Raw genomic sequence first — 22,908 nt, forward strand, 5'->3', positions numbered from 1 at the left:
TCCCAGCCGACGTCATCCAGCCAGTCGGCGGTCCAGTCTCCCGCGACGTCGACGGCCTCACCGAGATCCTCGACCCGGTCCTCGACCCAGTCCTCGACCGAGTCCGGTATGAAATCCCCAAGTCCCATGAGCGCTCATCCCCCGATCAGCGGTCGTACGAGCCGTGTGCCGTGGCCCTCGTCCCGTGTCGCTGCCGCACCGGCCCGGTTCCACCCGTACGACCTGCGGCCTTTGACACGATACGGTCGCGCGACGCCACGATCGGAGCGCGGAACGCCCGCTGTTGCAAACCCCGCACAAACCACTCCCGCCTGTGTCAGTGACCGCACGTGCTGTAGTCGTCGACGACGGCCGGCAGCCCGCCTCACCAGGTTCTCCGCGGCCAACTCGCGGGACGTTCCCTTCCGTTATTGCACTCTGTTACCTTCCTTGTTCTGCCATGAAGAACATGGGCGCAGCGGGTGGAGGAAGGCAGTATGGGGGACACAGGGCTGTCTGAGCGTTGGCAGGCGTATTACGACGCGGCGGGCGGAACGGATACCGGCGGCAAAGACGTCCAAACCAGGCTGGCCAGTGCAGACGGTGATAAAGGGGGCGGCAAGGGCGGCTCCGGCGGCAATCTGAAATCGTCGAAGGGACCGTGGGATGCCGCGTCAACCGCCTTGGGCGATCTGCATCGGAATGCCGTGACCGCGCTGGGCGATCTCAAGCACGGGCAGGAAGGCGCGGGAGTCGCCAGCAAGGGCGTCGAGGGGCTGGAGAGCGCGGCCATGCAGGTGCGGGTCTTCAACTCCTGGGAAGCCCGGCTGACGGTCGTACGCGATGAATGCGCCGAACTCAAGGGGAAGCTGCAGAAAGCAGGCAATGACCTCGCCAATCAGGACGAGGCGATAGAGGCGCTCTTCAAGGCACAGGACACGAGGCCGATTCCCCCGCCGGGCGGGCCGTCGGGGAGTTGGTGAGCCGCGTCATGGTGACTTTCGCACAGTTGAAGGCGATCGACCCCGCCCAGTTCGAGCAGGCGGCGGACGGCTGGCACAAGGTCAGCTCCAGTGCCAGCGCGGCCAAGGACCGGCTGGACAATGAGATCAACGCAAAGCTCCGTGGGGGCCTGAAGGGCGACGGGGTCAGCACGGCGCTGGGTCGGCTGGAACGGCTGAGTGAGAACTTCCACTACATGCAGGTGGAGTGCGCGCTGATCCTGACGGCCTTGAACGGGCTGGCCGCGGAGTTGCGGGCGGCGAAGAAGAAGATGGACAACGCCGTCCAGGACGCGCAGGACGCGGGGATGACCGTCAAGGAAGACGGTTCGGTGGAGTACAAGCCGCCGTTGGTCCTGCTGCCGGGCCAGGAGTACCAGCCGCCCGGGAACGGGACGCCGTTTGTGACCACGACGCCGAAGGAGCAGGCGCAGGGGTTCGCGGACCGGATCGGTGACGCGCTCAAGGACGCGACGGACGCGGACGGGAAGTACGCGAAGACGCTGAGCAAGCTGATCACGGTGGCCGATCTGTCGGTGACCAAGGAGGACTGGACCGACGCCGCTGCGGACCGTGGGGCGGTCAAGAAGACCGTCGGCAACTATCTGCCGCCTCTCTTCAAGGGCTGGGCACCCAGGGACTACGCGGAGATGTGGGAGGGCCTCAGCAAAGAGGAGCGGGCGGAGTACATCGCCCTGTATCCGGCGAGCGTGGGCAAGCTGGACGGCCTTCCCGCCGAGGACCGCGACGAGGCCAACCGCATCTGGTTCAACGAGCAGCGGGCGAAATACCAGACCGAACTGGCCAATCTGCCGCCCGAGCCCAAACCGAAGTACATCCTGGCCGGACGCTCTTCCGTGATCAACCCGGAATGGACCAGGTGGGACAACCATAAGAAGCATTTGGAGTCCTCCCTCAACGGCATGAAGCGCATTCAGATGCGTTTCGATGACACGGGGAAGGTCGACGCCTTCGACAACACCCGGCCCTCCGGTTACAAGCCGACCGGCGACGGGCTGCCGCCGGCGTATCTGCTGGATTTCGACCCCGAGAAGAACGGTCGCGCGATCATCGCGAACGGCAACCCGGACACGGCCGATCACACCGCCGTGATGGTAGGCGGCACCAATGGCACGCTCGGCGGCATCAACAAACCCGTCATCGCGGGCACCAACCTCTGGCAGGCCGCCAGCGCGATGCCGGGCGAGCCCAAGGTGTCGACCATCACCTGGCACGGTTACGACGCTCCGCAGAACTTTTTCCCGGAAGCCATGAAGGACAAGTACGCGGACGAAGCAGGGCCGGATCTCAATCAATTCCTGTCGGGGCTGCATACCTCTCATGACCCGTCGGCCAATGACCACCTGTCGGTGCAGGCACAGAGCTACGGCACCGTGGTGGTGGGCTCCGCCGCCCGCCAGGGCACCCTGGAGGCGGACGATGTGATGCTCAGCGGCAGCCCGGGCGTCCAGGTCGGGCGGGCCGAGGATCTGGACGTGCCCTCAGGACATGTGTGGAACCAGAAGGCGCAGGGCGACTGGGTGCCCAAGTGGGGGGCGCCCACCCATGGCCACCACGAGGGCCTGACGCAGTTCATCACCCCCAGCGACCCCATCTTCGGCGCCAACCAGATGGCCACCGACACCAACGGGCACGGAAACTACTGGCTCGCCGGTTCGGAGAGCCTGGAGAACCAGGCGAGAGTCGTGGTGGGACGCTATGACGAGGTCCATTTGAAGTAGCGGGGGGTTTTCTCGATGTCCGACTCCGATGACCTCGGTCTCGGCTACACGCCCGAGGTCCGGGAGGTCTCCGCGCTCCGGGAGGAGGCCAGGCAGCTCTCCAGCGAGCTGTACGACCTGCTGCGGGTGAAGGGGAAGACGACCGCGCCCGGCCCGGGAGTGGATCTGTGCGGCGACATGGACCCGGAGACGTTCTATGTCGTCCGCCACCTCTGGTCGGTGTACGGCGTGCCGGCCGGGGATCTCGAGGCCGCCTGGCAGGGCCTCGGGGAGGATCTCCCCCGGCACGGCTGGGAGATCGTCCACGAGGGGCGGGAGCCGACCGTCGCCCAGTCCCCGTATCTGATGGTCGACTCCACCCGGAAGAAGTTCACGCTCAAAGCCACCTTGCTGATCCCGACCGAAAGGGACGCACAGCGGAGCGGCGCGGAGCCCGGGATCATGTTCCATCTCATCTCCGCCTGCTTCCGGGTCCCCGAAGGCACCACGGTGGACGAGTACTGAGCCCGGGCACGGGCGGGCGAGGTGTCGGGCATCATGGACGCCATGACCTCGCGGACCCCGGCGACCTGGATCACCATCGCGTCGTACGAGAACCTGCCCGGCGCTCCGCGGCCCCTGGCGGCCGCCCGCGCTTGACTGCGCGACCGCGGCATCGACTGGATGCCCTTCGCACCGGCTGAGGTCCGCTGCGATGTGATGTGCGGCATCGGGGCCGACGGCCGTCGCCGCGGCTGGATTTACGTACACGTCGGCCCCGACGCCCTGCGCCGCCTCGGGCTGCACCCCGACCAGCCGACCGCGGCGGTCGTGGGACCGTCCCCGCCCGGCTGGTGGCATGCCGCCGCGGAGCGCCACGCTCAGCGGGGTGTTCCGTAGCCGCTGCTCACGTCGTACGCGATCGCTCGGCGGGGAAGCCGTGGGCGCGGGCGGCGACCACCACGGCCAGGACGGGCGCCAGGAGCACCAGGACGGTCCAGGGGAAGGCACCGGAGCCGAGGAGGTCGAGGAGGATCCCGCCGACGACTCCGCCGCCGGCCATGGCCGCGTTCCACAGGGTGACGAGCATGGCCTGCGCGGAGTCCGCCGCGTCTCCTCCCGCCTCGGCCACGGCGGTCTGCAGCAGTGTGGGGACGCCTCCCCAGCCCAGGCCCCACAGGGTCGCCGCGAGGTAGACCTGGGCGCGGCTGCCGGCCGGGACCGCGAGGACGGCGGCCGCGGCGGCGAAAAGGATCGTCGCGGCGATGGTGAGGGCCCGCAGCCGGCGGTCGATGCGGGCGCCCACGATCCAGATGCTCACCATGGAGGCGGCGCCGAAGACCAGCAGGACGAGGTCGGTGGAGCCGCCCATGGCGCGCTCGTCGAGGAAGGTGGCGATGTAGGTGTAGAGGATGGTGTGGGCCAGCACATAGACCAGCGTGACGAACAGGACCGGTGCCACGCCGGGGACGGTCAGGGCCCGCAGGATCGGGGGGCGGCCGTCCCGCCGCTGTCCGGGGTAGTCGGGGACCAGCGCGGCGATCCACCCGATCAGGACGGCGGCGAGCGCGGTGATGAGGGTGAACGTCACCCGCCAGCCGAGCGCTTCGCCGAGGAAGGTGCCCGCGGGCACCCCCAGGGACAGGGCGATCGGAATGCCGGTCATGACGACCGCGACCGCCTTGCCCTGCAGCGGGGCGGGTGCCATACGGCGGGCGTATCCGGCCAGCAGTGCCCAGGCCAGACCCGCGGCCACCCCCGCGACGAACCGGGCCGCCATGGTCAGCGGATAGTTCGTCGAGGCGGCGGTGACCGTGTTGGCGACGGCGAAGCCCACCATCGCCGCCAGCAGCAGCCGCTTGCGGCGCCACCCCGCCGTGGCCGCGGACAGCGGGATCGCGGTGAGTGCGGTGCCGATCGCGTAGATCGTCACCGACTGCCCCATCGCGGATTCGCCGACCCCCAGGTCGGCGCCCATCGCGGGCAGCACGCCCGCGGGCAGCGTCTCGGTCAGGCTGGTGATGAAGACGGCGGTGGCCAGCGCCAGCAGCGCGGGCAGGGGGAGTTTCGGGTTCTGGTCCTCGGTTCCGGGGCGGGAACCGGCTTGTGGTGTGGTGTCGTTGCGCACGCTGCGTATGCTGGAACCATCACATTGATGTGAAGGTCAAAACGACTGTGTGTGAGGTGGAGCACATGCGCATCGGAGAGCTGTCGGAGCGCACCGGCACGCCCCGACGGCTGCTGCGCTATTACGAGGAGCAGGGGCTCATCGCCGCCGCCCGTTGCCCGAACGGCTACCGCGACTACGACGAGCGCTTCGTGGACCGGGTCCTGCAGATCAGGGGGCTGCTCGACGCCGGGCTGCCGACCCGGATCATCAAACAGATCCTCCCCTGTCTCGACAAGCCCCGGGTCATCCACTTCTCGGACGCGACACCGGAGATGATCGCCACGCTGGAGCACGAACGCGACCGGATGAGCGAGCGCATCGGCTGCCTGGTGCGCAACCGGGACGCCATCGCGGAGTACCTGGAGACGGTGCTCAGCAACGACCGCGCGCGGGCCGCCGCCCGCGAGGCGTCGGGGGGCTGAGCGCCGGGTCAGGGCTCCTCGCCCAGGGCCGCGATTTCGCCGAGCGTCACCGGGGTGGCCAGTGGGCGGCGGGCCAGCGGAAGGAGGTCGTAACGGGGAGCACGGGGTGATCCGCCCGTGAGCGCCGCCGCCACCTGGGCGGTCGCGAAACCGCACACCCGGCCCTGGCACATCCCCATGCCCGGGCGGGCCAGCATCTTCAGTGTCCGCGGGTCCTCCGCACCGAGTACGCGGGCGGCGTGGCACAGGTCGTGGTAGGTCACCTCCTCGCAGCGGCAGATGACCGTGGACGGTTCGAGCCAGTCGGTCCAGCCCAACGGCACCGGACAGGCGGTGTGCAGGGCGGCGGCGAAGCGCCGGCCCCTGCGGATCGCGCGCTGGAGCCGGCGCAGCCGGCGCTCGTCGACGGCCCGCCCCAGGTCGGCGGCCGCGGCGAGCCCGCTCAGCCGGCCCTCGCGGACGGCGAGCGCCGCGCCGCCGACCCCGGTGGCCTCCCCCGCCAGATAGACGCCGGGGACATCGGCTGCCCGCTGCCGGGCGTCGACCACGGCGACCAGCGAGCCGTCGGTGTCCAGCCGGGTGCGCGCACCGACCATCAGCGGCAGCTCGAGTGACGGGGTGAACCCCCAGCCCAGCGCGACCAGATCGGCGTCCACCTCGATCCGTACGCCGCTTCGCGGGCGTCCGTCGCGGTCAAGCGGCGCGATGCGGACGGACCGCGCCCGGTCCTCCCCACGGATCTCGGTGACCGCTGTCCTGGTGCGGTAGGAGATGCCGTGCCGGGCCAGCAGCCCGGCGTACTGGGCCCCCTCGACCGCCTTGGCCGGTTCCCGCAGCGCGCCGCCCGGGTCGCGCAGCCAGCCGCGGAGCGGATTGGCCTCGCAGACCATGACGACCTCGGCGCCCGCCGCGGCGAGGCCGGTGGCCACCGGCAGCAGGAACGGTCCGGTCCCCGCCACCACGGCCCGCCGCCCGGCGAGGGTGCCGCTCCCCTTGAGCAGGGCCTGCACCCCGCCGGCCGCCATGACGCCGGGCAGCTCCCAGCCCGGCACCGGAAGCTGGCGGTCGTACGCGCCCGGGCACAGGATCAGCGAACGCGCGGTCAGCGTCCGGGTACCGGGCCCGCGGCCGTCGTGCGTGGGCCGCAGGTGAAGGGTGAACCGGTCGGCCTCGCGGCGGACCAGCCACACCTGGTGTCCGAAGAGCGTCCGGGTCCCCGTACGGGCCAGGCCCGCGCGCAGGGCGGCGAACGTGCGGCGGCCGTGCTGTCCCGGGGAGGGCCCGTCGGCATGGGGGCCGTCGTGCGGACCATGCCGCCAGTACTGGCCGCCGGGCCGCTCGCCGGCGTCCACCAGGGCCACGGTCAGCCCGGCCGCCGCCGCCTCCACCGCGGCGGCCATCCCGGCCGGGCCGGCGCCGACCACCGCCACATCGGCCACGGCCGCGTCCGTCCCGTCCGCGTCAGTCCCGTCCGTGTCAGCCACCGCGTCAGCCACCGCGTCACCGTTCCCGCGCATCGGCGGCCCTCCCCGCGAGTCCGGACTCCAGCCGCATGCCGTCGGCGGCGGGCACCAGGCAGGCCCGCTGGTCGGGGCGGCCGTCGACGGTGATCAGGCAGTCGTAGCAGACGCCGATCCCGCAGAACAGCCCGCGGGGCCGGCCCTCCCCACGGGTGGCGCGCCAGGCGACCACCCCCGCCGCGACCAGCGCCGCCCCGACGCTCTGGCCCGGCCGGGCGTGGATGGTCCGTCCGTCGAAGGACAGACGGCAAGGGAGGTTACCGGGGGGCATCTCAGGGGGCATCGCGGCTCACCTCGTCGCCGGGCAGGGCTCGCTCGAATCGTTCGGGCGAGAAGGGGGTCAGGTCCAGGCCGGTCGGGCGGTCCGTCAGCGCTTGCGCGAGCAGCTTGCCGGTCCCCACCGACAGGCCCACTCCGGCGCCTTCGTGTCCGCAGGCGTGCCAGAGCCCGGGGGCCCGCGGATCGGGACCGATCACCGGCAGGTGGTCGGGGCAGTACGGTCTGAAGCCCAGATAGCTGCGAATGGCCTGGACGGAGGCCAGGAAGGGGAAGAGCGCGATCGCGTTGCGAGCCAGTGCCGCGAGGAGGGACGGCGGGACCTCGCGGTCGAAGCCGACCCGTTCCCGGGACGAGCCGATCAGGACGGTGCCCGCGCGGGTGCCCTCGACGACGGGTGAGGTCTGCAGCGCCGCGTCCGAGCTGGCCACATCGCTCACGTACTCCGCCGCGTAGACCTTGTGCCGGATCATGACCGGGAGCGGCTGGGTGACCAGGACGCATCCCCTCCTGGGCAGCACCGGCACCCGCACCCCGGCCAGCTCGGCGACCGCGCCGGCCCAGGTGCCCGCCGCGTTCAGCACGGCGGATGCGCTGAGCGGGCCGCGGCTGGTGCGGACTCCGGTGATCCGCTCGCCGGCCCGGAGGAACCCGGTGACCTCGGTGTCCGTCCGCAGCCGGGCGCCCGCCCGCCGGGCCATACGCAGCAGATGTGCCACCACCAGCATGGGCTGGACCTGTGCGTCCTGCGGGTAGTACGCGCCGGAGGCCAGCCCGGGCGACAAATGGGGCTCGTAGGTGCGCAGCTCGTCCCGCGGCACGTCGATGGCCTCGATACCGCGGGCGCGCTGCGCCCGGACGAGTTCGGCGAGCGCGCCCGCGCCGTCCGGGGAGGCGGCCACCACCAGGCCGCCCTTGGCCTCGAACTCCCACAGCCCGGCGTGTTCGGCCAGATCCTCGCGCCAGACCCGCTGCGAGAACAGGGCCAGGTCGAGTTCGGGTCCGGCCTCCTTGTCGGAGACCAGCAGATTGCCTTCGCCGGCGCTGGACGTGCCACCGGCGAGCGGGCCGCGGTCGACGACGGTGACACGGAGCCCGGCGCGCGCCGCGAAGTACGCGGCGGCGGCGCCGACCACCCCGGCTCCGATCACCACCAGGTCGGCGGTGTCGCCGCGCGCCGCCGGGCCGGTTGGGGAGGGCGCGGTCACGTGCCGCCCGCCCAGATGCCCCGTACGTGTCCGATGTGGCGGTGCATGAAGAGCTCAGCCGCCTCCGCGTTCCTGGACTCGACGAAGCCCAGCAGCTGGTGGTGTTCCGCCGCGGACTCCACCAGGGTGCCGTTGCGCACCAGCGGCGCCAGCCCCAGCAGGCGGGTCTGGGCCCGGAGGTTGGACACCACCTCCAGCAGGCGCCGGTTGCCGCCGTGCCCCAGCAGGGCGAGGTGGAAGACCCGGTCGGCCTCGACATAGCCGATCAGGTCACCCTTCTCGGCGGCCTCCACGATGCGCTGGGCCAGCTCCCGCAGGGCGGGGAAGGCCTCCGCTGGGACCAGCGGCACCACGGCCCGGACCGAGGGCGGTTCCACCAGCAGCCTTACCGCCGTCACCTCGTCCAGGTCCTTCTCGGAGACCTCGGTGATGAGGAAGCCCTTGTTGGGCTGCGCCACCACCAGCTCCTCCTTGACCAGGTCGATCATCGCCTCGCGCACCGGGGTGGAGGACACCCCGAACTTGGCGGCCAGCGTCGGCGCGGAATACACCGTGCCGGGTGTCAGCTCTCCGGAGATGATCGCGGCGCGCAGCGCGTTTCTCACCCGGTCACGGAGGATTTCACGCTTTCCCACGGTGCGGAGGTGCGTCGTCGACTCCTCCGTGACCGGCCGTTCGCCGTCCAACTGGGTTGCCTCTTTCTACAGCAGGTTCTCAAGCAGGAATCCGGCCGGAAACGGGTCGTCCGGATCCAGGGTGAACTGGGCGGTGCCGGTGACCCATGCCCGCCCGGTGATGGTGGGCACCACGGCGGGCCGGCCGGCCACCTCAGTCTCCTCGATCAGCCGCCCGACGAAGCACGTGCCGATGAAGGACTCGTTCACGAACTCCGCCCCCAGGGCCAGTTCGCCGCGGGAGTGGAGCTGCGCCATGCGGGCACTGGTGCCGGTGCCGCACGGCGAGCGGTCGAACCAGCCGGGGTGGATGCCCATGGCGTGCCGGGAGTGCGCGGCGGTCGAGCCGGGCGCCTTGAGGTAGACGTGGTGGCAGCCGCGGATGTCGGGGCGCTCGGGGTGGACCGGCTCGTCCTGCTCATTGATCGCGGCCATGATCCCCAAGCTGGCCGCCAGCAGTTCGCCGCCGGCGCGCCGGTCGAACGGCAGGCCCAGCTCCGCCAGATCGACGATGGCGTAGAAGTTGCCGCCGAAGGCCATGTCGTAACCGACCTTGCCGAGGCCGGGCACATCGACCGTGCGGTCCAGGGCGTGGGCGAAGGAGACGACGTTCCGCAAGGTCACCGAGCGCGCGTGGCCGTCCTGGACGGCCACCTCGGCCGTCACCGGCCCGGCCGGGGTGTCCAGGCGGATGACGGTGACCGGCTCGCGCACCTCCACCATGCCGGTTTCGACGAGCACGGTGGCGACCCCGATGGTGCCGTGGCCACACATCGGCAGCAGGCCGGAGACCTCGATGAACAGCACGCCCCAGTCGGCCTCGGGGGTGGTCGGCGGCTGCAGAACGGCGCCGCTCATCGCCGCGTGGCCGCGCGGCTCGTACATCAGCAGGGTGCGTACGTCGTCGCGGTTGGCCATGAACCACGAGCGGCGTTCGGCCATGGTGGCACCCGGGATGACGCCCACGCCGCCGACCACGACCCGGGTGGGCATGCCCTCCGTGTGCGATTCCACGGTGTGGAAGACGCGGCTGGACCTCACTTGTATCCCTTGGCGACGGCGGCTTCGGTGTCCCGGACGACCCGGTCGGTGATCTCGGGCGGGAGCGGGGTGCGCGGCGGGCGGCAGGGGCCGCCGCGCGCTCCGACGACCTCCATGGACACCTTGATGGACTGGACGAACTCGGTCTTGGAGTCCCAGCGCAGCAGCGGGTGCAGATCGCGGTAGAGCGGCAGTGCCTTGGCGAGGTCGGCGGGCTCACCGGAGGTGGCGAGCCGGTAGAGCTCGACGCAGCTCTCCGGCAGGGCGTTGGGGTAGCCGGCGATCCAGCCGACCGCCCCGGCCAGGCCCAGTTCGAGCAGGACGTCGTCGGCGCCGACGATCAGGTCGAGGCCGGGGGCGAGCTCGGCCAGCTGATAGGCGCGGCGGACGTCTCCGCTGAACTCCTTGACCGCGACGATCAGGCCCTCGCCGTGCAGCTCGGCCAGCAGCTCGGGGGTGAGATCGACCCTGGTGTCGTAGGGGTTGTTGTAGGCGACCACCGGGAGGCCGACCGCGGCCGCCTCGCGGTAGTGCGCCACCACGGCCTCGCGGTCGGCGCGGTAGGTGTTGGGCGGCAGCAGCAGCACCGAGTCGGCGCCCGCTTCGGCCGCCTGCTCGGTCCACCGGCGGGTCTCCAGCGCGCCGTACGCGGAGACGCCGGGCATCACGGTGTGGCCCTCGGGGGCCGCCTCGACGGCGGTGCGCACCATGCGGGCGCGCTCCTCGTCGGTCAGGGTCTGGTACTCGCCGAGGGAGCCGTTGGGGCAGACGCCGTCACAGCCGCGCTCGGCGAGGAAGCGGACATGCTCCGCGTAGGCGTCGTAGTCGATGGAGAGGTCGCTGCGCAGCGGCAGCGGTGTCGCGACGTGAACACCGCGCCAGGGCTTGTGGGGGCCAGCAGTCATGGATCCTCCTAGAGAGTGCAATGTTACATACGACTTGTCGACTCGTGACGGCTCCCCGGCCGATGGCCGGCCGAGGGAGCATCGGCCGGGGGATTCCGGCCGGCGATCACCGCGTCGTCATCCAGCGCTCCAGACCCGTCGCGTCGAGCGGCAGGGCCGCGGACAGCACCTCCGCGCCCTCCTCGGTGACCAGGAGATCGTCCTCGATGCGCATCCCGATCCCGCGGAGCTCCGGCGGGAGGGTGCGGTCGTGCTCGTGGAAGTACAGTCCGGGCTCCACGGTGAGCACCATGCCGGGCGTCATCTTCGCCCCCTGGTAGGCGGCGTAGTCCGCCCGCGCGCAGTCGTGCACATCGAGACCCAGATGGTGGCCGATGCCGCAGACCAGGTAGCGCCGGTGGTGCTGGCCCTGCGGGGACAGCGCCTCGTCGACGGAGACCGGCAGCAGCCCCCAGTCGGCGAGGCCCCGCGCCACCACCTCCATGGCGGCGGTGTGGAAGTCGGCGAAGTCCCGGCCCGGAGCGACGGCGGCCAGGCCCGCCCGGTGCGCCCGCTCCACCAGGTCGTGCACGGCGCGCTGGGCCGGGCTGAACCGGCCCGACGCCGGGAAGGTGCGCGTCACATCGGCGGTGTAGTAGCTGTTCGTCTCCACGCCCAGGTCCAGCAGCACCGGCTTGTCCTCCGCCACCGGGCCGTCGCACCGCACCCAGTGCAAGGTGGCCGCGTGTCCGCCGCTGCCCACGATGGACGCGTAGCCGGGGCCGTTGCCATGGGTGCGGGCGTAGCGGTCGAAGGTGCCCTGCAGCCAGCGCTCCCCGCCGCCGGCGATGGCCGCCGGGAACTCGCGTACCACGGCGGCGAATCCCTCGACGGTGCGGTCCACGGCCTGCCGCAGCTGGCCGATTTCCCAGGCGTCCTTGACCATGCGCAGTTCGGACAGGGTACGGCCCAGGTCGGCGGACGGGCCGAGGCCGTGGCGGTGTGCGGTGTCGGGGTCGAGCGCGCCGGTCAGCAGCGGCTTGGCAAGTCCGGCGAGCGCGGCGTCGAGCTCCTCGAGCGGGCGGACGTCCACACCCAGCGCGGCGCTCCACTCGTCGAGCCCGGGTGCGCCGCCGACCCACAGCTCGCCGTACGCGGCGTCGGCGAAGAACCGCGGATCCCCGGGGCGGGCCGGGGCGGGCAGGTGGAGGGTGGCGTCATGGCCCCCCGGCGCGGGGCGCATCACCAGCACGCCGTGCTCCACCCCGCACCCGGTCAGCCAGAAGAAGTCGCTGTCCGGGCGGAAGTCGTAGCTGGTGTCGTTGGAGCGCACCGGAGCCCGCCCGGCGGCCACCACCACCGGCTGTCCCGGGTGGGCGGCGCTGAGCCGCGCCCGGTGGTGTGCGGCGGCGTCCGCGGCTCCCGGCACCGTCCGGGCGCTGCGGTCGGGGGTGTCCCAGCCCTCCGCCATGAACGCCACGAAGGAGGGCGACTCGGCCAGCCGGGGCATGCGCGGGTCCGGCCTCGTGGACCGCGGCGAGGACTGCGGTTGCGCGGGCTGCGACGCGGGGACGGGGGCTTCCGTGTCGGGGGCGGGACTGTCCGTGGCGGTGGCGGTACGGGAGCGGGGTGCCAGGTCGTCGGTCATAGCAGCTCCTCGTGTGAGGCGGTGGTGGACGCGTGCTCGGCGGCGCCCTCGCGGCGCCGGCGGTCCCATTCCGGGTCGATGCGGGGTATCGCGGCCAGCAGGGTGCGGGTGTACGGGTCCCGGGGGCGCTCGAAGACCTCCGCGCAGGGGCCGGACTCCACGATGACACCCTGCTTCATGACCGCGATACGGTGCGATATCCGGCGCACCACGGCGAGGTCGTGGGCGATGAAGAGGTAGGAGAAGCCGCTCTCCCGCTGCAGGCGCAGCAGCAGGTCCATCACCTGGGCCTGCACCGACACATCCAGCGCGGAGACCGCCTCGTCGCAGATCACCAGCTTCGGGCCGACCGCCAGGGCGCGGGCGATGCCGATCCGCTGGGCCTGTCCGCCGGAGAACTGCGCCGGGTAGCGGTGCAGATGGTCCGGGTTGAGGCCGACCCGTTCCATCAGCTCCCCGGCGAAGGCCCGCCGCCCTCCGGGGATGGGCAGCCCCTGGTAGACCAGGGGCGCGGTGAGGATGCGCTCCACGGTGTGGCGGGGGTTGAGCGAGGAGAAGGGGTCCTGGAAGACGACCTGGACGTCGTTGCGGAAACGGGCCAGGTCCGGCCCGCGCGCCTGGGTGACGTCCCGCCCGGCGAACTCGATGGTGCCGTCGGTGGGTTCCATCAGCTTCGCCACCAGCCGCGCGGTGGTGGACTTCCCGCTGCCTGACTCGCCCACCATCGCCAGCGTCTCGTGCGGAAACACATCGAAGCTGACCGAGTCCACGGCGGTGAAATGCGACTTGCGCCCCAGCGGGCCGCCGCCGGCCCGTGTCGTGAAGCGCTTGGTGAGGTCGCGGGCGCGCAGCAGGGGCGGTACGTCAGCTTGGCTGCCTCGGCTGCCGGTCACCGGACTTCCTCCTGTGCTGGGGCGTGATCCGTCGGTCGGGCGCTCGGCGCCACGACGCCCGGCGCGGCCAGTTCGTCGTCGATGCGCGGGATGCTCTCCAGCAGCATCCGGGTGTAGGGGTGGCGCGGCGCGGAGAAGACCCGCTCCGTGTCGGCGTATTCGAGCTGCTCCCCGTCGCGCATCACCAGCACCCGCTGGGCGATCGAGGCGATCACCGCCAGGTCATGGGTGATGAAGAGCATGCCGGTGCCGGTCTGTCGCTTCAGCTCGGCCAGCAGGTCGAGGATCTGGGACTGCACCGTGACGTCCAGCGCGGTGGTGGGCTCGTCCGCGATGAGCAGGGCCGGTTCGCAGATCAGCGCCATCGCGATCATGATGCGCTGGCGCTGACCGCCGGAGAACTGGTGCGGATAGCGGTCGACCCGCTCGGCCGGCTGCGGGATGCCGACCCGGCCGAGCGCCTCGATGGCCATCCGGCGCGCCGCGCGGCGCGAGCCGCCGCGGTGGCACCGGTAGACCTCGGCGATCTGGAGGCCCACGGTGTAGTACGGGTTGAGCGAGGACAACGGGTCCTGGAAGACCATGGACATCACGTTTCCGCGCAGCCGGCGCAGCTCCGCGTCCGGGCGGCCGAGCAGTTCGGTGCCCCGGAACCGGATGCTGCCGCTGGTCCGCGCGGACCGCGGGAGCAGCCCCATGACGGCGAGCGCCGTCATGGACTTGCCCGAGCCGGACTCGCCGACGATTCCCAGGGTTTCGTTGCGCCGCAGAGTGAAGGTGTTGTTCCGGACGACGTCCACCGGTCCGCGGGTGGTCGGAAAGGTCACGGTCAGGCCCTGGACCTCCAACAGGTCCGCGGGATCGTCCGGTCCGGCTGGTCCAGCCGGACCGGGCCGGTGGGCTGAGGATTCGGTCATGACGCGGTGATCCTTACGCGCGGGTCCAGCGCGGTGTAGAGCAGGTCGACCACGACGTTGCCGATCACGACGAAGAACGCCGCCAGCAGCGTGACCGCCATGATCACCGGCTGGTCGTTCTTCGCGATCGCGTCCGAGGCCATCTTGCCCACGCCGTTGAGGCCGAAGACGGTTTCGGTGATGAGGGCGCCGCCGAGGAGACCGGCGAAGTCCATCCCGAAGATGGTGACGATCGGGGTGAGCGCCGGCCGCAGCGCGTGCCGGCGGAGTATCAGGACCGGCCCGAGCCCCTTGGCGCGGGCGGTGCGCATGAAGTTCTCCGCGAGCGTGTCGATGACGTTGGCCCGCGTCATCCGGGCGTAGAGACAGGCGTATCCGATGGCGAGCACGATCCACGGCATCAGGTACGACTGGAACCACAACGCCGGATCGTCGCCGAACGGGATCGCCGCGGGAAACGGCAGCAGTTGCCACTTGACCACCAGCAGGTACTGGAGCGCCAGGGCGAGTACGTACGGGGGGATGCTGGAGCCGCCGAGCGCCAGCGCCATGGTGGAGCGGTCCCACCACGTGCCCTCCTTGACCCCGCTCAGCAGCCCGACGGTGATCCCGCCGAGCAGCCAGAGCACGGCCGCGCCGACGGCGACGGTGACGCTCACCGGGAGCCGCTCCAGGACCATCTCCCACACCGACTGGCCGCTCTGGAAGCTGTAGCCGAGGCAGGGGGCGGGGCAGTGGACCAGATTGGCGCCCGACCCGTAGTCGCGGCCGGCCGCGATGCCGCGCAGGAAGTCCCACAGCTGCTGCGGGAAGGGGCGGTCGAGGCCGAGGGAGGTCCGGATCGTGTCGATGCGCTCCTGTGTGCAGGTCTTGCCGCAGATCATCACCGCCGGATCGGGCGAGAGCTGGAAGAAGATGACGTAGGTGAACACACAGACGGCCAGCAGGATGACCAGCACCCAGGAGAGCCGGCCGGCGACATAGCGGAGCATCAGGAGGCCTCCCCCGCGTCCAGGGCGTGCCGCAGCCGGTCTCCCACCACGGTCAGGGAGAGCACGGTGCCGAAGAGGAAGGCCCCGGGGATCACGAAGTACATCGGATCCACCTGGTACCAGCTGACCGAATTGGCGATCATCTGCCCCCAGGAGGCGGTCGGCGGCGTGACCCCGACGCCGAGGAAGGAGAGCCCGGCCTCGGTGCCGATGTATCCGGGCACGGCGAGCGTGGTCATCACGATGATGGTGCTGCGCAGATTGGGCAGGATCTCCGCGAAGATCAGCGCCCGGCTGCCGGCCCCGGAGGCCCGCGCCGCCTCGACGAACTCCCGGCCCGTCAGCGTCAGCGTCTGGCCGCGCACCACACGCGCCAGATAGGGCCAGCCGAAGCCGCTCAACACGATCACCAACAGCACCGGACGGTTGCCGGCCGGCAGCGCGGACAGCACCGCGATCATGAAGATCAGGGCCGGAAAGGCCATCAGGAAGTCCATCAGCCGGGAGATGACCTGGTCCACCCACCGGCCGTAGAACCCTGCCAGCAGGCCGAGCACCACGCCGATGACGGTGGTCAGAACGGTGGCGGAGACGGCGATCAGCAGCGAGATCCGGGCTCCGTAGGCGATCCGGACCAGGATGTCCCGGCCGTTCTGCGGTTCCACGCCCAGCCAGTGGTCGCCGCTGATCCCGCCGAGGGACCCCTTGGGCAGCCCGCCCAGGTCCTTGTCGACGGCAGCGCTGTCGAAGGTGTCGGGGCCGTGCCCGGTCAGCGTGCTGATCAGCGGCGCGCAGAGGGCCATCACAACGATCAGGGCGAGAAACGCGGTGCTGAGCACGGCCCCGATATCGCGCCGCAGCTCGCGCAGGACGCGTCGCCCGGTGCCGCCGGGCGGCGCGGCGCCGGTCGGCCCCGAGGGCAGCCCCGGCTGCTGCGCCGCGGGCAGAGTGGTGGTCGCCATGCCGGTTACTTCTTCGGGTCCGCGAGGCCGACGCCGACCAGGTCGATCCCGCCGCTGTACGAGATCGTCGTGTGGGCGCCCGCGATATTGGTGCCGACCACCAGGACGTTCTTGGTGTAGTTGAGCGGCACGATCGGCGCGAGCTTCATGATCTCGGCGTCGAGTTTGCCGTAGGCCTCGTTCTGCGCCGTCTCGTCGCTCATCCCCGCGATCTCGTCGATGCGCTGCTGGATCTTCTTGTCGTCGAGCATGGAGAGCACCGAGTTGCCCTTGTCGGAGATGAGGCGTCCGTCGAACAGCGGCGGCAGGAAGGTGGTGCCGCCCGGCCAGTCCGGGCACCAGCCGGTGAGCGCCGCGTCGTGCTGCTGCGAGGGTGTGCCGATGACCTCGTAGAAGGTCGAGGTGTCAATGGTGTTGATCTTCACCTTGATGCCCACCCGCTTCAGTCCCTGCTGGACGGCAACCGCCACCGCCTGCTCGGTGGCGGCGGCACGGGTGTCCACGGTGAGCGTGAAGCCCTTGGCCAGGCCCGCCTGCGCCAGCAGTTTGCGGGCGGCGGCCGGATCGCCGGTGCCGTCCTTGGAGGGATACACATCCGTGGCGTCCCGCCCGGGGATCGACGGCGGCTCGATGGAGGTGGCCGCGGTCGCCAGGGCGGAGCCGCCGAGCGCGTCCACCGTGGTCTGCTTGTTGACGGCGTACGCGATCGCCTGGCGCACCCGGACGTCCCGGAGCGGCCCCTTCGTGGTGTTCAGGCCCATATATGTGGTGCAGCCGGTCACGGAGGAGAGCGTGCGCTGTTTGAGCTGCGCCGTGCGGAGCCGGGCGATGGTCGCGGGCTGCACCTTGGGGCCGATGGCGCTGATGTCCTTGCCCTGCCCCGCTATCAGGCGCTCGTCGATGGTCGCCGCGTCCAGCCCGAAGGTCCAGACGAAACTGTCCGGGCGGGCGGCGCGCACCTTGTCGGAGGAGCGCTTCCAGTGCTTGTTGCGGACCAGCGTGAGCGAGGAGCCCCGCCGGTAGCTCGCCACCTGGTACGGACCGGACGCGATCGGCTTGGTGTCGAAGACGGCCTTGGCGCCGGTGCCCTTGGGGAAGGGGGTGAAGTTCGGCTGTGCGACCACGCTCGAGAACTGCGGATAGGACTTCTTGAGATGGAATGTGATGGTGCGCTCGTCGGGGGTCTCGATGGTGTCCAGATCGCCCGACCGGTAGGGGCCCTCGTAGTCGGCGGGTGCGGCGATGACCTGCTTGGCATAGGGCGAGCCGATGCCCGCGTCGGGGTCCCAGGCCCGCTCCACGCCGAACTTCACGTCCTCGCTGGTGATCGGGTCGCCGTTCTGGAAGAACAGCCCCTTCTTGAGGGTGAAGGTCCAGGTCTTGTTGTTGTCGGACGGCTTGCCGGTGTCGGTGGCCAGATCGCCGACGATCTTCGTCCCGTCGCTGTGCGGACCGGCCGCGGCCCGGGTGGTGAGAGTGCGGTAGATCAGACGGTAGAAGTTGTTGACCCCGCCGTCGAAACCGCGTGCCGGATCGAGATGTGAGAAATCGGGCTTCTCCAGGACGTGCACGGTGCCGCCGGTGGCGGGGTCCGCGGTGGGCTTGGCCTGGCCTGAGGCGGAGGGCCCGCCTCCGCTGCAGGCGGTGAGGGTCAGGGGGATGACGGTACACAGGACGGCGCAGGACAGGACGGCTCTTCTCATGGCACCTTCTCCGGAAGTGAGGAACGTACGGACAAGGGACGTACGCGGGGGGGGCGCACGTGTGGGGGAGATACGGGTGGGGCGAGATACGCGCGGGGGGACGTACGGCAATGTGGCCTGAGGGCAGGGGGGTTGATCAGGCGTTTCTGATCCACACCCGCATGGGGCCGGGCTCTCGGTTGCCCCACGCGAAGTACGGAACGAGGGTCAGCTCGGCGGTATCGGAGCCGGGGCCGGGAGGGGCCTGTCGCGCACCGGTCGCGAGCAGGGGATACAGCTCGGGTGAGGGCGGCGGTGCGACGTCCGCGGTGATCCGGATCAGCACCGCCCCCGCCGGGGCGACGGTCCGGGCGGCCTCGATGTGCTCGGCGCCGATCACCACGTCGTCGACGCCGGCCGTGCAGTCCTGCTGCTCCACGCAGTAGACCAACGGCCCCCGGGCCACCGCGACCGCGCCGCGCGTCGCGTCCAGGTAGGGATGGGAGACATGGCCGCGGACCGGCATGGGCAGGCTCAGCCGCAGCACGTCACCCGGGCGCCAGCGCCGCTCGACGGTCAGCCAGCCGTCCACCGCGTCCCCGGCCGCTGCCTCTTCACCCACCGTGAGCCGGACCTGCCCGGCATCCGCCCAGCCGGGCACCCGAAGCGAGATCCGGTACGGCCCATCGGGCGCCCGGCGCACGGTGAGCCGGACCTCGCCGTCCCACGGATAGCCGGTCGTCATGTCCAGGGCGGCCTCCTCCCCGTCCACGCCGGCCTGCGCATACCCCGCGACCAGCAGCTCTCCCGGCCGTTCCGCCGCCAGGAAGTCGGCGAGCCGGGCCATCCAGCGCACCACGTTGGGAGGACAACAGGGACAGCCGAACCAGGCCCGGCGCAGCGGCTCACCGCCCTCCTCGGCCCCGCTGCGCTGGTCGTGGTCGGGGCGCCGCTGCAAGGGGTTGTCGTAGAAGAAGGCGCGCCCGTCCGCTGACAGGCCCACGGCGAACGCGTTGTACAGGACGCGTTCCAGGATGTCGGGATAGCGGGCGTCGCCGGTGGCCAGGAACATCCGCCACGCCCACTGCATGGTGCCGATGGCCGCGCAGGTCTCGCTGTAGGAGCGCTCGGAGGGAAGTTCGTAACGGTCCCCCACGGCCTCGTCGGAGTGGCGGCTGCCCAGCCCTCCCGTCACATACAGCTTGGTGGCCACCATGTCGTCCCACAGCCGCCGCAACGCCTCGAGCAGTGCCGTGTCGCCGGTTTCCCGGGACACGTCGGTGGCGCCCGCGGCCAGGTAGGTCATCCGCACCGCGTGGCCGGTCACCGACGGGAGTTCGCGCAGCGGCAGGTGGTCCTGGAAGTACGCGGAGCCCATGCCCCGCGACGCCACGGTGCCCCGGCCGCGGCGGTCGACGAACAGCCGGGCCTGGGTCAGATACCTCTCTTCACCGGTCTCCCGGGACAACTCCACCAGAGCCATCTCGACTTCGGGATGGCCGCAGACCGCTTCCTCGCCCCGCGGTCCGTAGCGCTCCACCACCAGATCCGCGAAGCGGATGGCCACGTCCAGCAGGCGTCTGTCCCCGAGTTGCCGGTGAGCGGCGACCGCGGCCTGGATGAGATGGCCGAGGTTGTACATTTCATGGCCCCAGGCAAGGTCTTCCCAGGGTGCCTTGGCGCAGTCGGGGTCCTGGAAGAAGGAGTTGAGGTAGCCGTCCGGGGCCTGGACACGCTCCAGCAGCCCCACGGTCTCCTCGTAGAAGTCCCGCATCGCCTGACGGCCGCCGCCGTCGGGCCGCGCCAGTTCGTAGGCCAGACCCTCCACGGTCTTGTAGAGGTCGGTGTCCAGGAACGGATACCGGCCGCGATAGGGCGCGTCCTGCCGCTTTCCCTCGGACAGCAGACGGCGAAGGTTGTCGAGATTACCCGCCTTCCTGAGCTGCTCCAGCGTGTGCGGCACGGTGGCCTCACGGTTGCGCCGCTGCCAGTCGGCCAGCAGCCCCCCGGTGATACGCACCCGCGGGGCGCCCAGGGGCGTCACCGTCCGGTGATCCATCCGACCTCCAGTGCTGTGTAGCATTGCACTGACCATAAGCACACTTGCGTGCCGTGCCAAGGTGTCGTGCGGAAGGGAAACCTCCGCGCCGGTATCGATATGCGGCTCCGCCGCGTGGCCGATGGCCGACAGGTCGGTTGACGCCGGGCCGGCCGACGGACCCCGGTCAGCGGAGGTACGCCTCCAGCTCGGCGGCCCCGGTCAGCATCGCCCGCCCGCGGGCGGACAGCCGACCGTGCCAGTCGCACAGCGCGGCCTCCAGCGGCTCCAGCCCGCCGGCCGCCCGCACCTGGGCGATCAGCGGGGCGATCTGCTCCAGCAGGTAGCCGCCCCGCCTGAGCTGGTGGGCCAGCCGGGCGTCCCGTACATCGGCCTCGTCGTAGACGCGGTAACCGGTCAGCGGGTCGCGGCGCGGGCGTACCAGCCCCGCGCGCTCCCATTTGCGCAGCGTCGCGGGCCGGATACCGAGCTTGCCCGCCAGCGGTCCGATGAACGTGCCGCCGGACTCGGGTGCCGTGGTGGTCTCGGGCGCCGTGGTGGGCTCCAGGTCGCGGAGGGCGCTCTCCACGGCCTGGAGCGTCCGGCGGTCGTCGAGGAGCTGGGCGTGGCTCTCGTCGATGAGGCGGAACGCCTCCTCGGCCGCGCCCTCGTTCACCGCCCGCATGATCGACGTCGCCGTCTGGTGGCCGTGGCCGGGCACCAAGGCGAGAAATGCGCGCAGGGCCCCCGCGTGCCGTGAGGTGTAGGTGCGGTAGCCGTGGGGTGTGCGACCGGCGGCCGGAAGGATGCCGGCCTCCTCGTAGTTCCTGACCGCCTGCGTGGACAGACCGTGCCCGCGCGCCAGATCAACCGGCCTGAGTCGTTCGTCGTTTTGAAGGTTTCGCCCCATGACCCCGACGATATCGTGGAAAAGTCTCAACCGAGGGTTCAACGATACCGTTTATGGCATGGCTACTGACATCAAGGACACCGCCCATGCCGTCGAGGCCGCCGCCGTCATGAGGCTGTTCCCGGCCCGGCCGCGGCTGCTCGCCCTGGGCGAGCCCACCCACGGCGAGGACACTCTGCTCGACCTGCGCAACGAGCTCTTCCGGCAACTCGTCGAGCAGGAGGGCTACCGGACGATCGCGATCGAGAGCGACTGCATGATGGGCCTGGTCGTGGACGACTACGTCACGTCGGGCACGGGCACCCTCGACGAGGTCATGGAACGCGGCTTCAGCCACGGGTGGTTCAACGCGTCCGCGCCCAACCGCGAACTGGTGCGCTGGATGCGCGCGTACAACGACGGCCGGCCCGCGTCCGAGCGGCTCCGCTTCGCCGGTTTCGACGGCTCGCTGGAGATGACCCACGCCGCGAGCCCGCGGCAGGCCCTCACCGCACTCCACGGCTACCTCGCGGCCCACGTGGACGCGGACCTGCTCCCCTGCGCCGCGGAAACGCTCGACCGCCTGCTCGGCGCCGACGGCCAGTGGACCAACCCCGCCGCGATGATGGACCCGGCCCAGTCCATGGGGCGGTCGGCCGAGGCCAGGGAGCTACGGCTGCTCGCCGACGACCTGGTGGCGCTGCTCGACGAGCAGACGCCGCACCTGATCACGGCGACCTCGCGGGAGGGCTGGGACCGGGCGCGCCTGTACGGTCGCACCGCCACCGGCCTCCTGCGCTACCACTACTGGATGGCCGACACCTCGCCGAGCCGCATGACGCGGCTGGGGGGCCTGCGGGGCCAGATGATGGCCGACAACCTCCTCGCCATCGCCGCTCGGGGCTCGGCACTCGTCCACGCCCACAACTCCCATCTCCAGCGGGAGAAGAGCTCGATGCGGATGGGCGGCCTGCCGCTGGAGTGGTGGAGCGCCGGTGCGCTGATGAACGCCCAGCTCGGCGAGGGCTACGCCTTCGTGGCCACGGCCCTCGGCACGATCCGGCACCAGGGAGTGGACACCCCGCCGCCGGACACCGTCGAAGGACTCCTGTACGCGCTCCCGGAGGACCGCTGCGTCATCGACGCCCCCCGGCTGGCCACCGCCCTCGGCGACACACGGCCCGCGCCCCGCGTATCCCCCTGGTTCGGCTACGCCCCGCTCGACCCGGCCCACCTGGCGGACAGCGACGGCATCGTGTTCGTCAAGGACGTGCCGCAGAACTAGAGATCTTCAACGGTGCGGATTACGTCGGGTCGTGACTGCTGTCGTGGACCGCGCTATGCCGGGAGGATGAGGTATCCCGACGGCGGTGGATTGACGGCCGAGGAACGGGCTCGGCGCGAGCAAGTCCGGCTCGCAGCCGCTGACCTGATCGAGGCCGGGGCCAGTGACCGGGAGGTGGCCCGGCGGTTCAGGGTGACCAGGATGTCGGCGAACCGCTGGCGACGGGCGATGGCATCGGGCGGTAGGCAGGGGCTGGCCTCCAAGGGCCCCAACGGCCCCGTTGCAAGCTCGATGCTTGTCAACTTCGGGTGCGGAGACGGCGTTGGAAGCCGGCCCGGCCGCCTCCGTGCATCGGCTGGAGCGTGCAGATGCCCTCCCGCAAGGCCACCGAGCGGGACGAGGCGAAGATCGCCGTCTGGAAGGACGAGCAGTGGCCCGTCATAAGACGAGGAGTGGCCCGTCATAAAAGGAGGGCGTCGGACTTGGGCGCCTGGCTCTGCTTCGAGGACGAGGCTGGCCAAGGCCTGAGGCCGCCCAAGGGCCGCACCTGGGGCCAGCGGGGCACTGGCGCCGAGCTCGTGGGAGAACTACGCGCGAGCGGTCGAGGAGTGGACGGAGTTCCTGGCCGAGTACGGGGTGGGCCTGTTCGACTCGCGGGAGGCGGTTGAAGGCTGGGCTCAGCCGGTACGCCGAGTCTGGCGGACCG

General features: G+C 71.1%; 23 protein-coding genes. 8 read left to right on the forward strand and 15 right to left on the reverse strand.

Annotation, left to right across the window (positions count from 1 at the left end; all coding sequences use genetic code 11):
* The first annotated feature begins 476 nt into the window (after positions 1 to 476).
* From PV419_RS46990 to PV419_RS47005, 4 genes are all read left to right on the forward strand, one after another.
* Entirely contained in the window at positions 477 to 962 is a 486-nt protein-coding gene (locus tag PV419_RS46990) for a hypothetical protein (protein WP_319699716.1), read from the forward strand.
* A gap of 8 nt (positions 963 to 970) precedes the next feature.
* The gene (locus PV419_RS46995; RefSeq protein WP_319699718.1) at positions 971 to 2,722 is read left to right on the forward strand and encodes an alpha/beta hydrolase; all 1,752 of its coding nucleotides are present in this window, start codon (positions 971 to 973) and stop codon (positions 2,720 to 2,722) included.
* Positions 2,723 to 2,737: 15 nt separating this feature from the next.
* On the forward strand, positions 2,738 to 3,226 hold the full coding sequence (locus PV419_RS47000) for a hypothetical protein (RefSeq protein WP_319699720.1): 489 nt from the start codon (positions 2,738 to 2,740) through the stop codon (positions 3,224 to 3,226).
* A gap of 159 nt (positions 3,227 to 3,385) precedes the next feature.
* The gene (locus PV419_RS47005; protein WP_319699721.1) at positions 3,386 to 3,601 is read left to right on the forward strand and encodes a hypothetical protein; all 216 of its coding nucleotides are present in this window, start codon (positions 3,386 to 3,388) and stop codon (positions 3,599 to 3,601) included.
* A gap of 7 nt (positions 3,602 to 3,608) precedes the next feature.
* Here PV419_RS47005 and PV419_RS47010 read toward each other — a convergent pair whose 3' ends face one another.
* Positions 3,609 to 4,829 (reverse strand): MFS transporter, encoded by a 1,221-nt coding sequence (locus tag PV419_RS47010; protein ID WP_319699722.1) that lies wholly within the window; start codon positions 4,827 to 4,829, stop codon positions 3,609 to 3,611.
* A 65-nt stretch (positions 4,830 to 4,894) separates the two neighbouring features.
* Here PV419_RS47010 and PV419_RS47015 point away from each other — a divergent pair, with 65 nt between their 5' ends.
* Positions 4,895 to 5,293 carry a MerR family transcriptional regulator gene (locus tag PV419_RS47015; RefSeq protein WP_319699724.1) on the forward strand — a complete coding sequence of 133 codons (399 nt, stop codon included), beginning with the start codon at positions 4,895 to 4,897 and terminating at the stop codon, positions 5,291 to 5,293.
* Positions 5,294 to 5,301: 8 nt separating this feature from the next.
* Here the strand turns inward: PV419_RS47015 and PV419_RS47020 are convergent, their stop codons facing one another.
* The 14 genes from PV419_RS47020 to PV419_RS47085 form a co-directional block, all read right to left on the reverse strand.
* The gene (locus PV419_RS47020) at positions 5,302 to 6,810 is read right to left on the reverse strand and encodes an FAD/NAD(P)-binding oxidoreductase (protein WP_319699726.1); all 1,509 of its coding nucleotides are present in this window, start codon (positions 6,808 to 6,810) and stop codon (positions 5,302 to 5,304) included.
* Complete coding sequence (locus PV419_RS47025) at positions 6,794 to 7,096, reverse strand: (2Fe-2S)-binding protein (RefSeq protein WP_319699728.1); 303 nt, start codon at positions 7,094 to 7,096, stop codon at positions 6,794 to 6,796. Before PV419_RS47025 ends, PV419_RS47020 begins: the two co-directional genes overlap by 17 nt.
* Complete coding sequence (locus tag PV419_RS47030; protein ID WP_319699730.1) at positions 7,086 to 8,297, reverse strand: FAD-dependent oxidoreductase; 1,212 nt, start codon at positions 8,295 to 8,297, stop codon at positions 7,086 to 7,088. Before PV419_RS47030 ends, PV419_RS47025 begins: the two co-directional genes overlap by 11 nt.
* Positions 8,294 to 8,932: a GntR family transcriptional regulator gene (locus PV419_RS47035; protein ID WP_319699732.1), complete on the reverse strand. Its 639-nt coding sequence runs from the start codon at positions 8,930 to 8,932 to the stop codon at positions 8,294 to 8,296. The genes PV419_RS47030 and PV419_RS47035 overlap by 4 nt, the downstream gene beginning before the upstream one ends.
* Positions 8,933 to 8,998: 66 nt before the next feature.
* Positions 8,999 to 10,012 carry a proline racemase family protein gene (locus PV419_RS47040; RefSeq protein WP_319699734.1) on the reverse strand — a complete coding sequence of 338 codons (1,014 nt, stop codon included), beginning with the start codon at positions 10,010 to 10,012 and terminating at the stop codon, positions 8,999 to 9,001.
* Positions 10,009 to 10,917, reverse strand: a complete 909-nt coding sequence (locus tag PV419_RS47045) for a dihydrodipicolinate synthase family protein (protein WP_319699736.1) — start codon at positions 10,915 to 10,917, stop codon at positions 10,009 to 10,011. Before PV419_RS47045 ends, PV419_RS47040 begins: the two co-directional genes overlap by 4 nt.
* A gap of 106 nt (positions 10,918 to 11,023) precedes the next feature.
* Positions 11,024 to 12,544, reverse strand: a complete 1,521-nt coding sequence (locus tag PV419_RS47050) for an aminopeptidase P family protein (RefSeq protein WP_319699737.1) — start codon at positions 12,542 to 12,544, stop codon at positions 11,024 to 11,026.
* A complete protein-coding gene (locus tag PV419_RS47055; RefSeq protein ID WP_319699738.1) occupies positions 12,541 to 13,437 on the reverse strand; it encodes an ATP-binding cassette domain-containing protein in 897 nt (298 codons plus the stop codon). The genes PV419_RS47050 and PV419_RS47055 overlap by 4 nt, the downstream gene beginning before the upstream one ends.
* The gene (locus PV419_RS47060; protein ID WP_319699740.1) at positions 13,434 to 14,354 is read right to left on the reverse strand and encodes an ABC transporter ATP-binding protein; all 921 of its coding nucleotides are present in this window, start codon (positions 14,352 to 14,354) and stop codon (positions 13,434 to 13,436) included. The genes PV419_RS47055 and PV419_RS47060 overlap by 4 nt, the downstream gene beginning before the upstream one ends.
* Entirely contained in the window at positions 14,351 to 15,346 is a 996-nt protein-coding gene (locus tag PV419_RS47065) for an ABC transporter permease (protein ID WP_319699741.1), read from the reverse strand. Before PV419_RS47065 ends, PV419_RS47060 begins: the two co-directional genes overlap by 4 nt.
* The gene (locus PV419_RS47070; protein ID WP_319699742.1) at positions 15,346 to 16,308 is read right to left on the reverse strand and encodes an ABC transporter permease; all 963 of its coding nucleotides are present in this window, start codon (positions 16,306 to 16,308) and stop codon (positions 15,346 to 15,348) included. Before PV419_RS47070 ends, PV419_RS47065 begins: the two co-directional genes overlap by 1 nt.
* Positions 16,309 to 16,313: 5 nt before the next feature.
* Positions 16,314 to 18,011 carry an ABC transporter substrate-binding protein gene (locus PV419_RS47075; RefSeq protein ID WP_319699743.1) on the reverse strand — a complete coding sequence of 566 codons (1,698 nt, stop codon included), beginning with the start codon at positions 18,009 to 18,011 and terminating at the stop codon, positions 16,314 to 16,316.
* 136 nt (positions 18,012 to 18,147) lie between these two features.
* Complete coding sequence (locus PV419_RS47080; RefSeq protein ID WP_319699744.1) at positions 18,148 to 20,049, reverse strand: glycoside hydrolase family 127 protein; 1,902 nt, start codon at positions 20,047 to 20,049, stop codon at positions 18,148 to 18,150.
* A gap of 166 nt (positions 20,050 to 20,215) precedes the next feature.
* The gene (locus PV419_RS47085; RefSeq protein WP_319699746.1) at positions 20,216 to 20,938 is read right to left on the reverse strand and encodes a TioE family transcriptional regulator; all 723 of its coding nucleotides are present in this window, start codon (positions 20,936 to 20,938) and stop codon (positions 20,216 to 20,218) included.
* A 58-nt stretch (positions 20,939 to 20,996) separates the two neighbouring features.
* On the opposite strand from PV419_RS47085, the gene PV419_RS47090 reads away from it, so the two are divergent.
* From PV419_RS47090 to PV419_RS47100, 3 genes are all read left to right on the forward strand, one after another.
* Positions 20,997 to 22,202, forward strand: coding sequence for an erythromycin esterase family protein (locus PV419_RS47090; RefSeq protein ID WP_319699747.1), 1,206 nt, complete (start codon positions 20,997 to 20,999; stop codon positions 22,200 to 22,202).
* A gap of 66 nt (positions 22,203 to 22,268) precedes the next feature.
* Positions 22,269 to 22,646, forward strand: a complete 378-nt coding sequence (locus tag PV419_RS47095; RefSeq protein ID WP_319699749.1) for a helix-turn-helix domain-containing protein — start codon at positions 22,269 to 22,271, stop codon at positions 22,644 to 22,646.
* Complete coding sequence (locus PV419_RS47100; protein WP_319699750.1) at positions 22,571 to 22,870, forward strand: hypothetical protein; 300 nt, start codon at positions 22,571 to 22,573, stop codon at positions 22,868 to 22,870. The genes PV419_RS47095 and PV419_RS47100 overlap by 76 nt, the downstream gene beginning before the upstream one ends.
* Positions 22,871 to 22,908 lie beyond the last annotated feature (38 nt).

This window comes from Streptomyces sp. ME19-01-6 (assembly GCF_033793745.1).
In the GTDB taxonomy this organism is placed as follows: domain Bacteria; phylum Actinomycetota; class Actinomycetes; order Streptomycetales; family Streptomycetaceae; genus Streptomyces.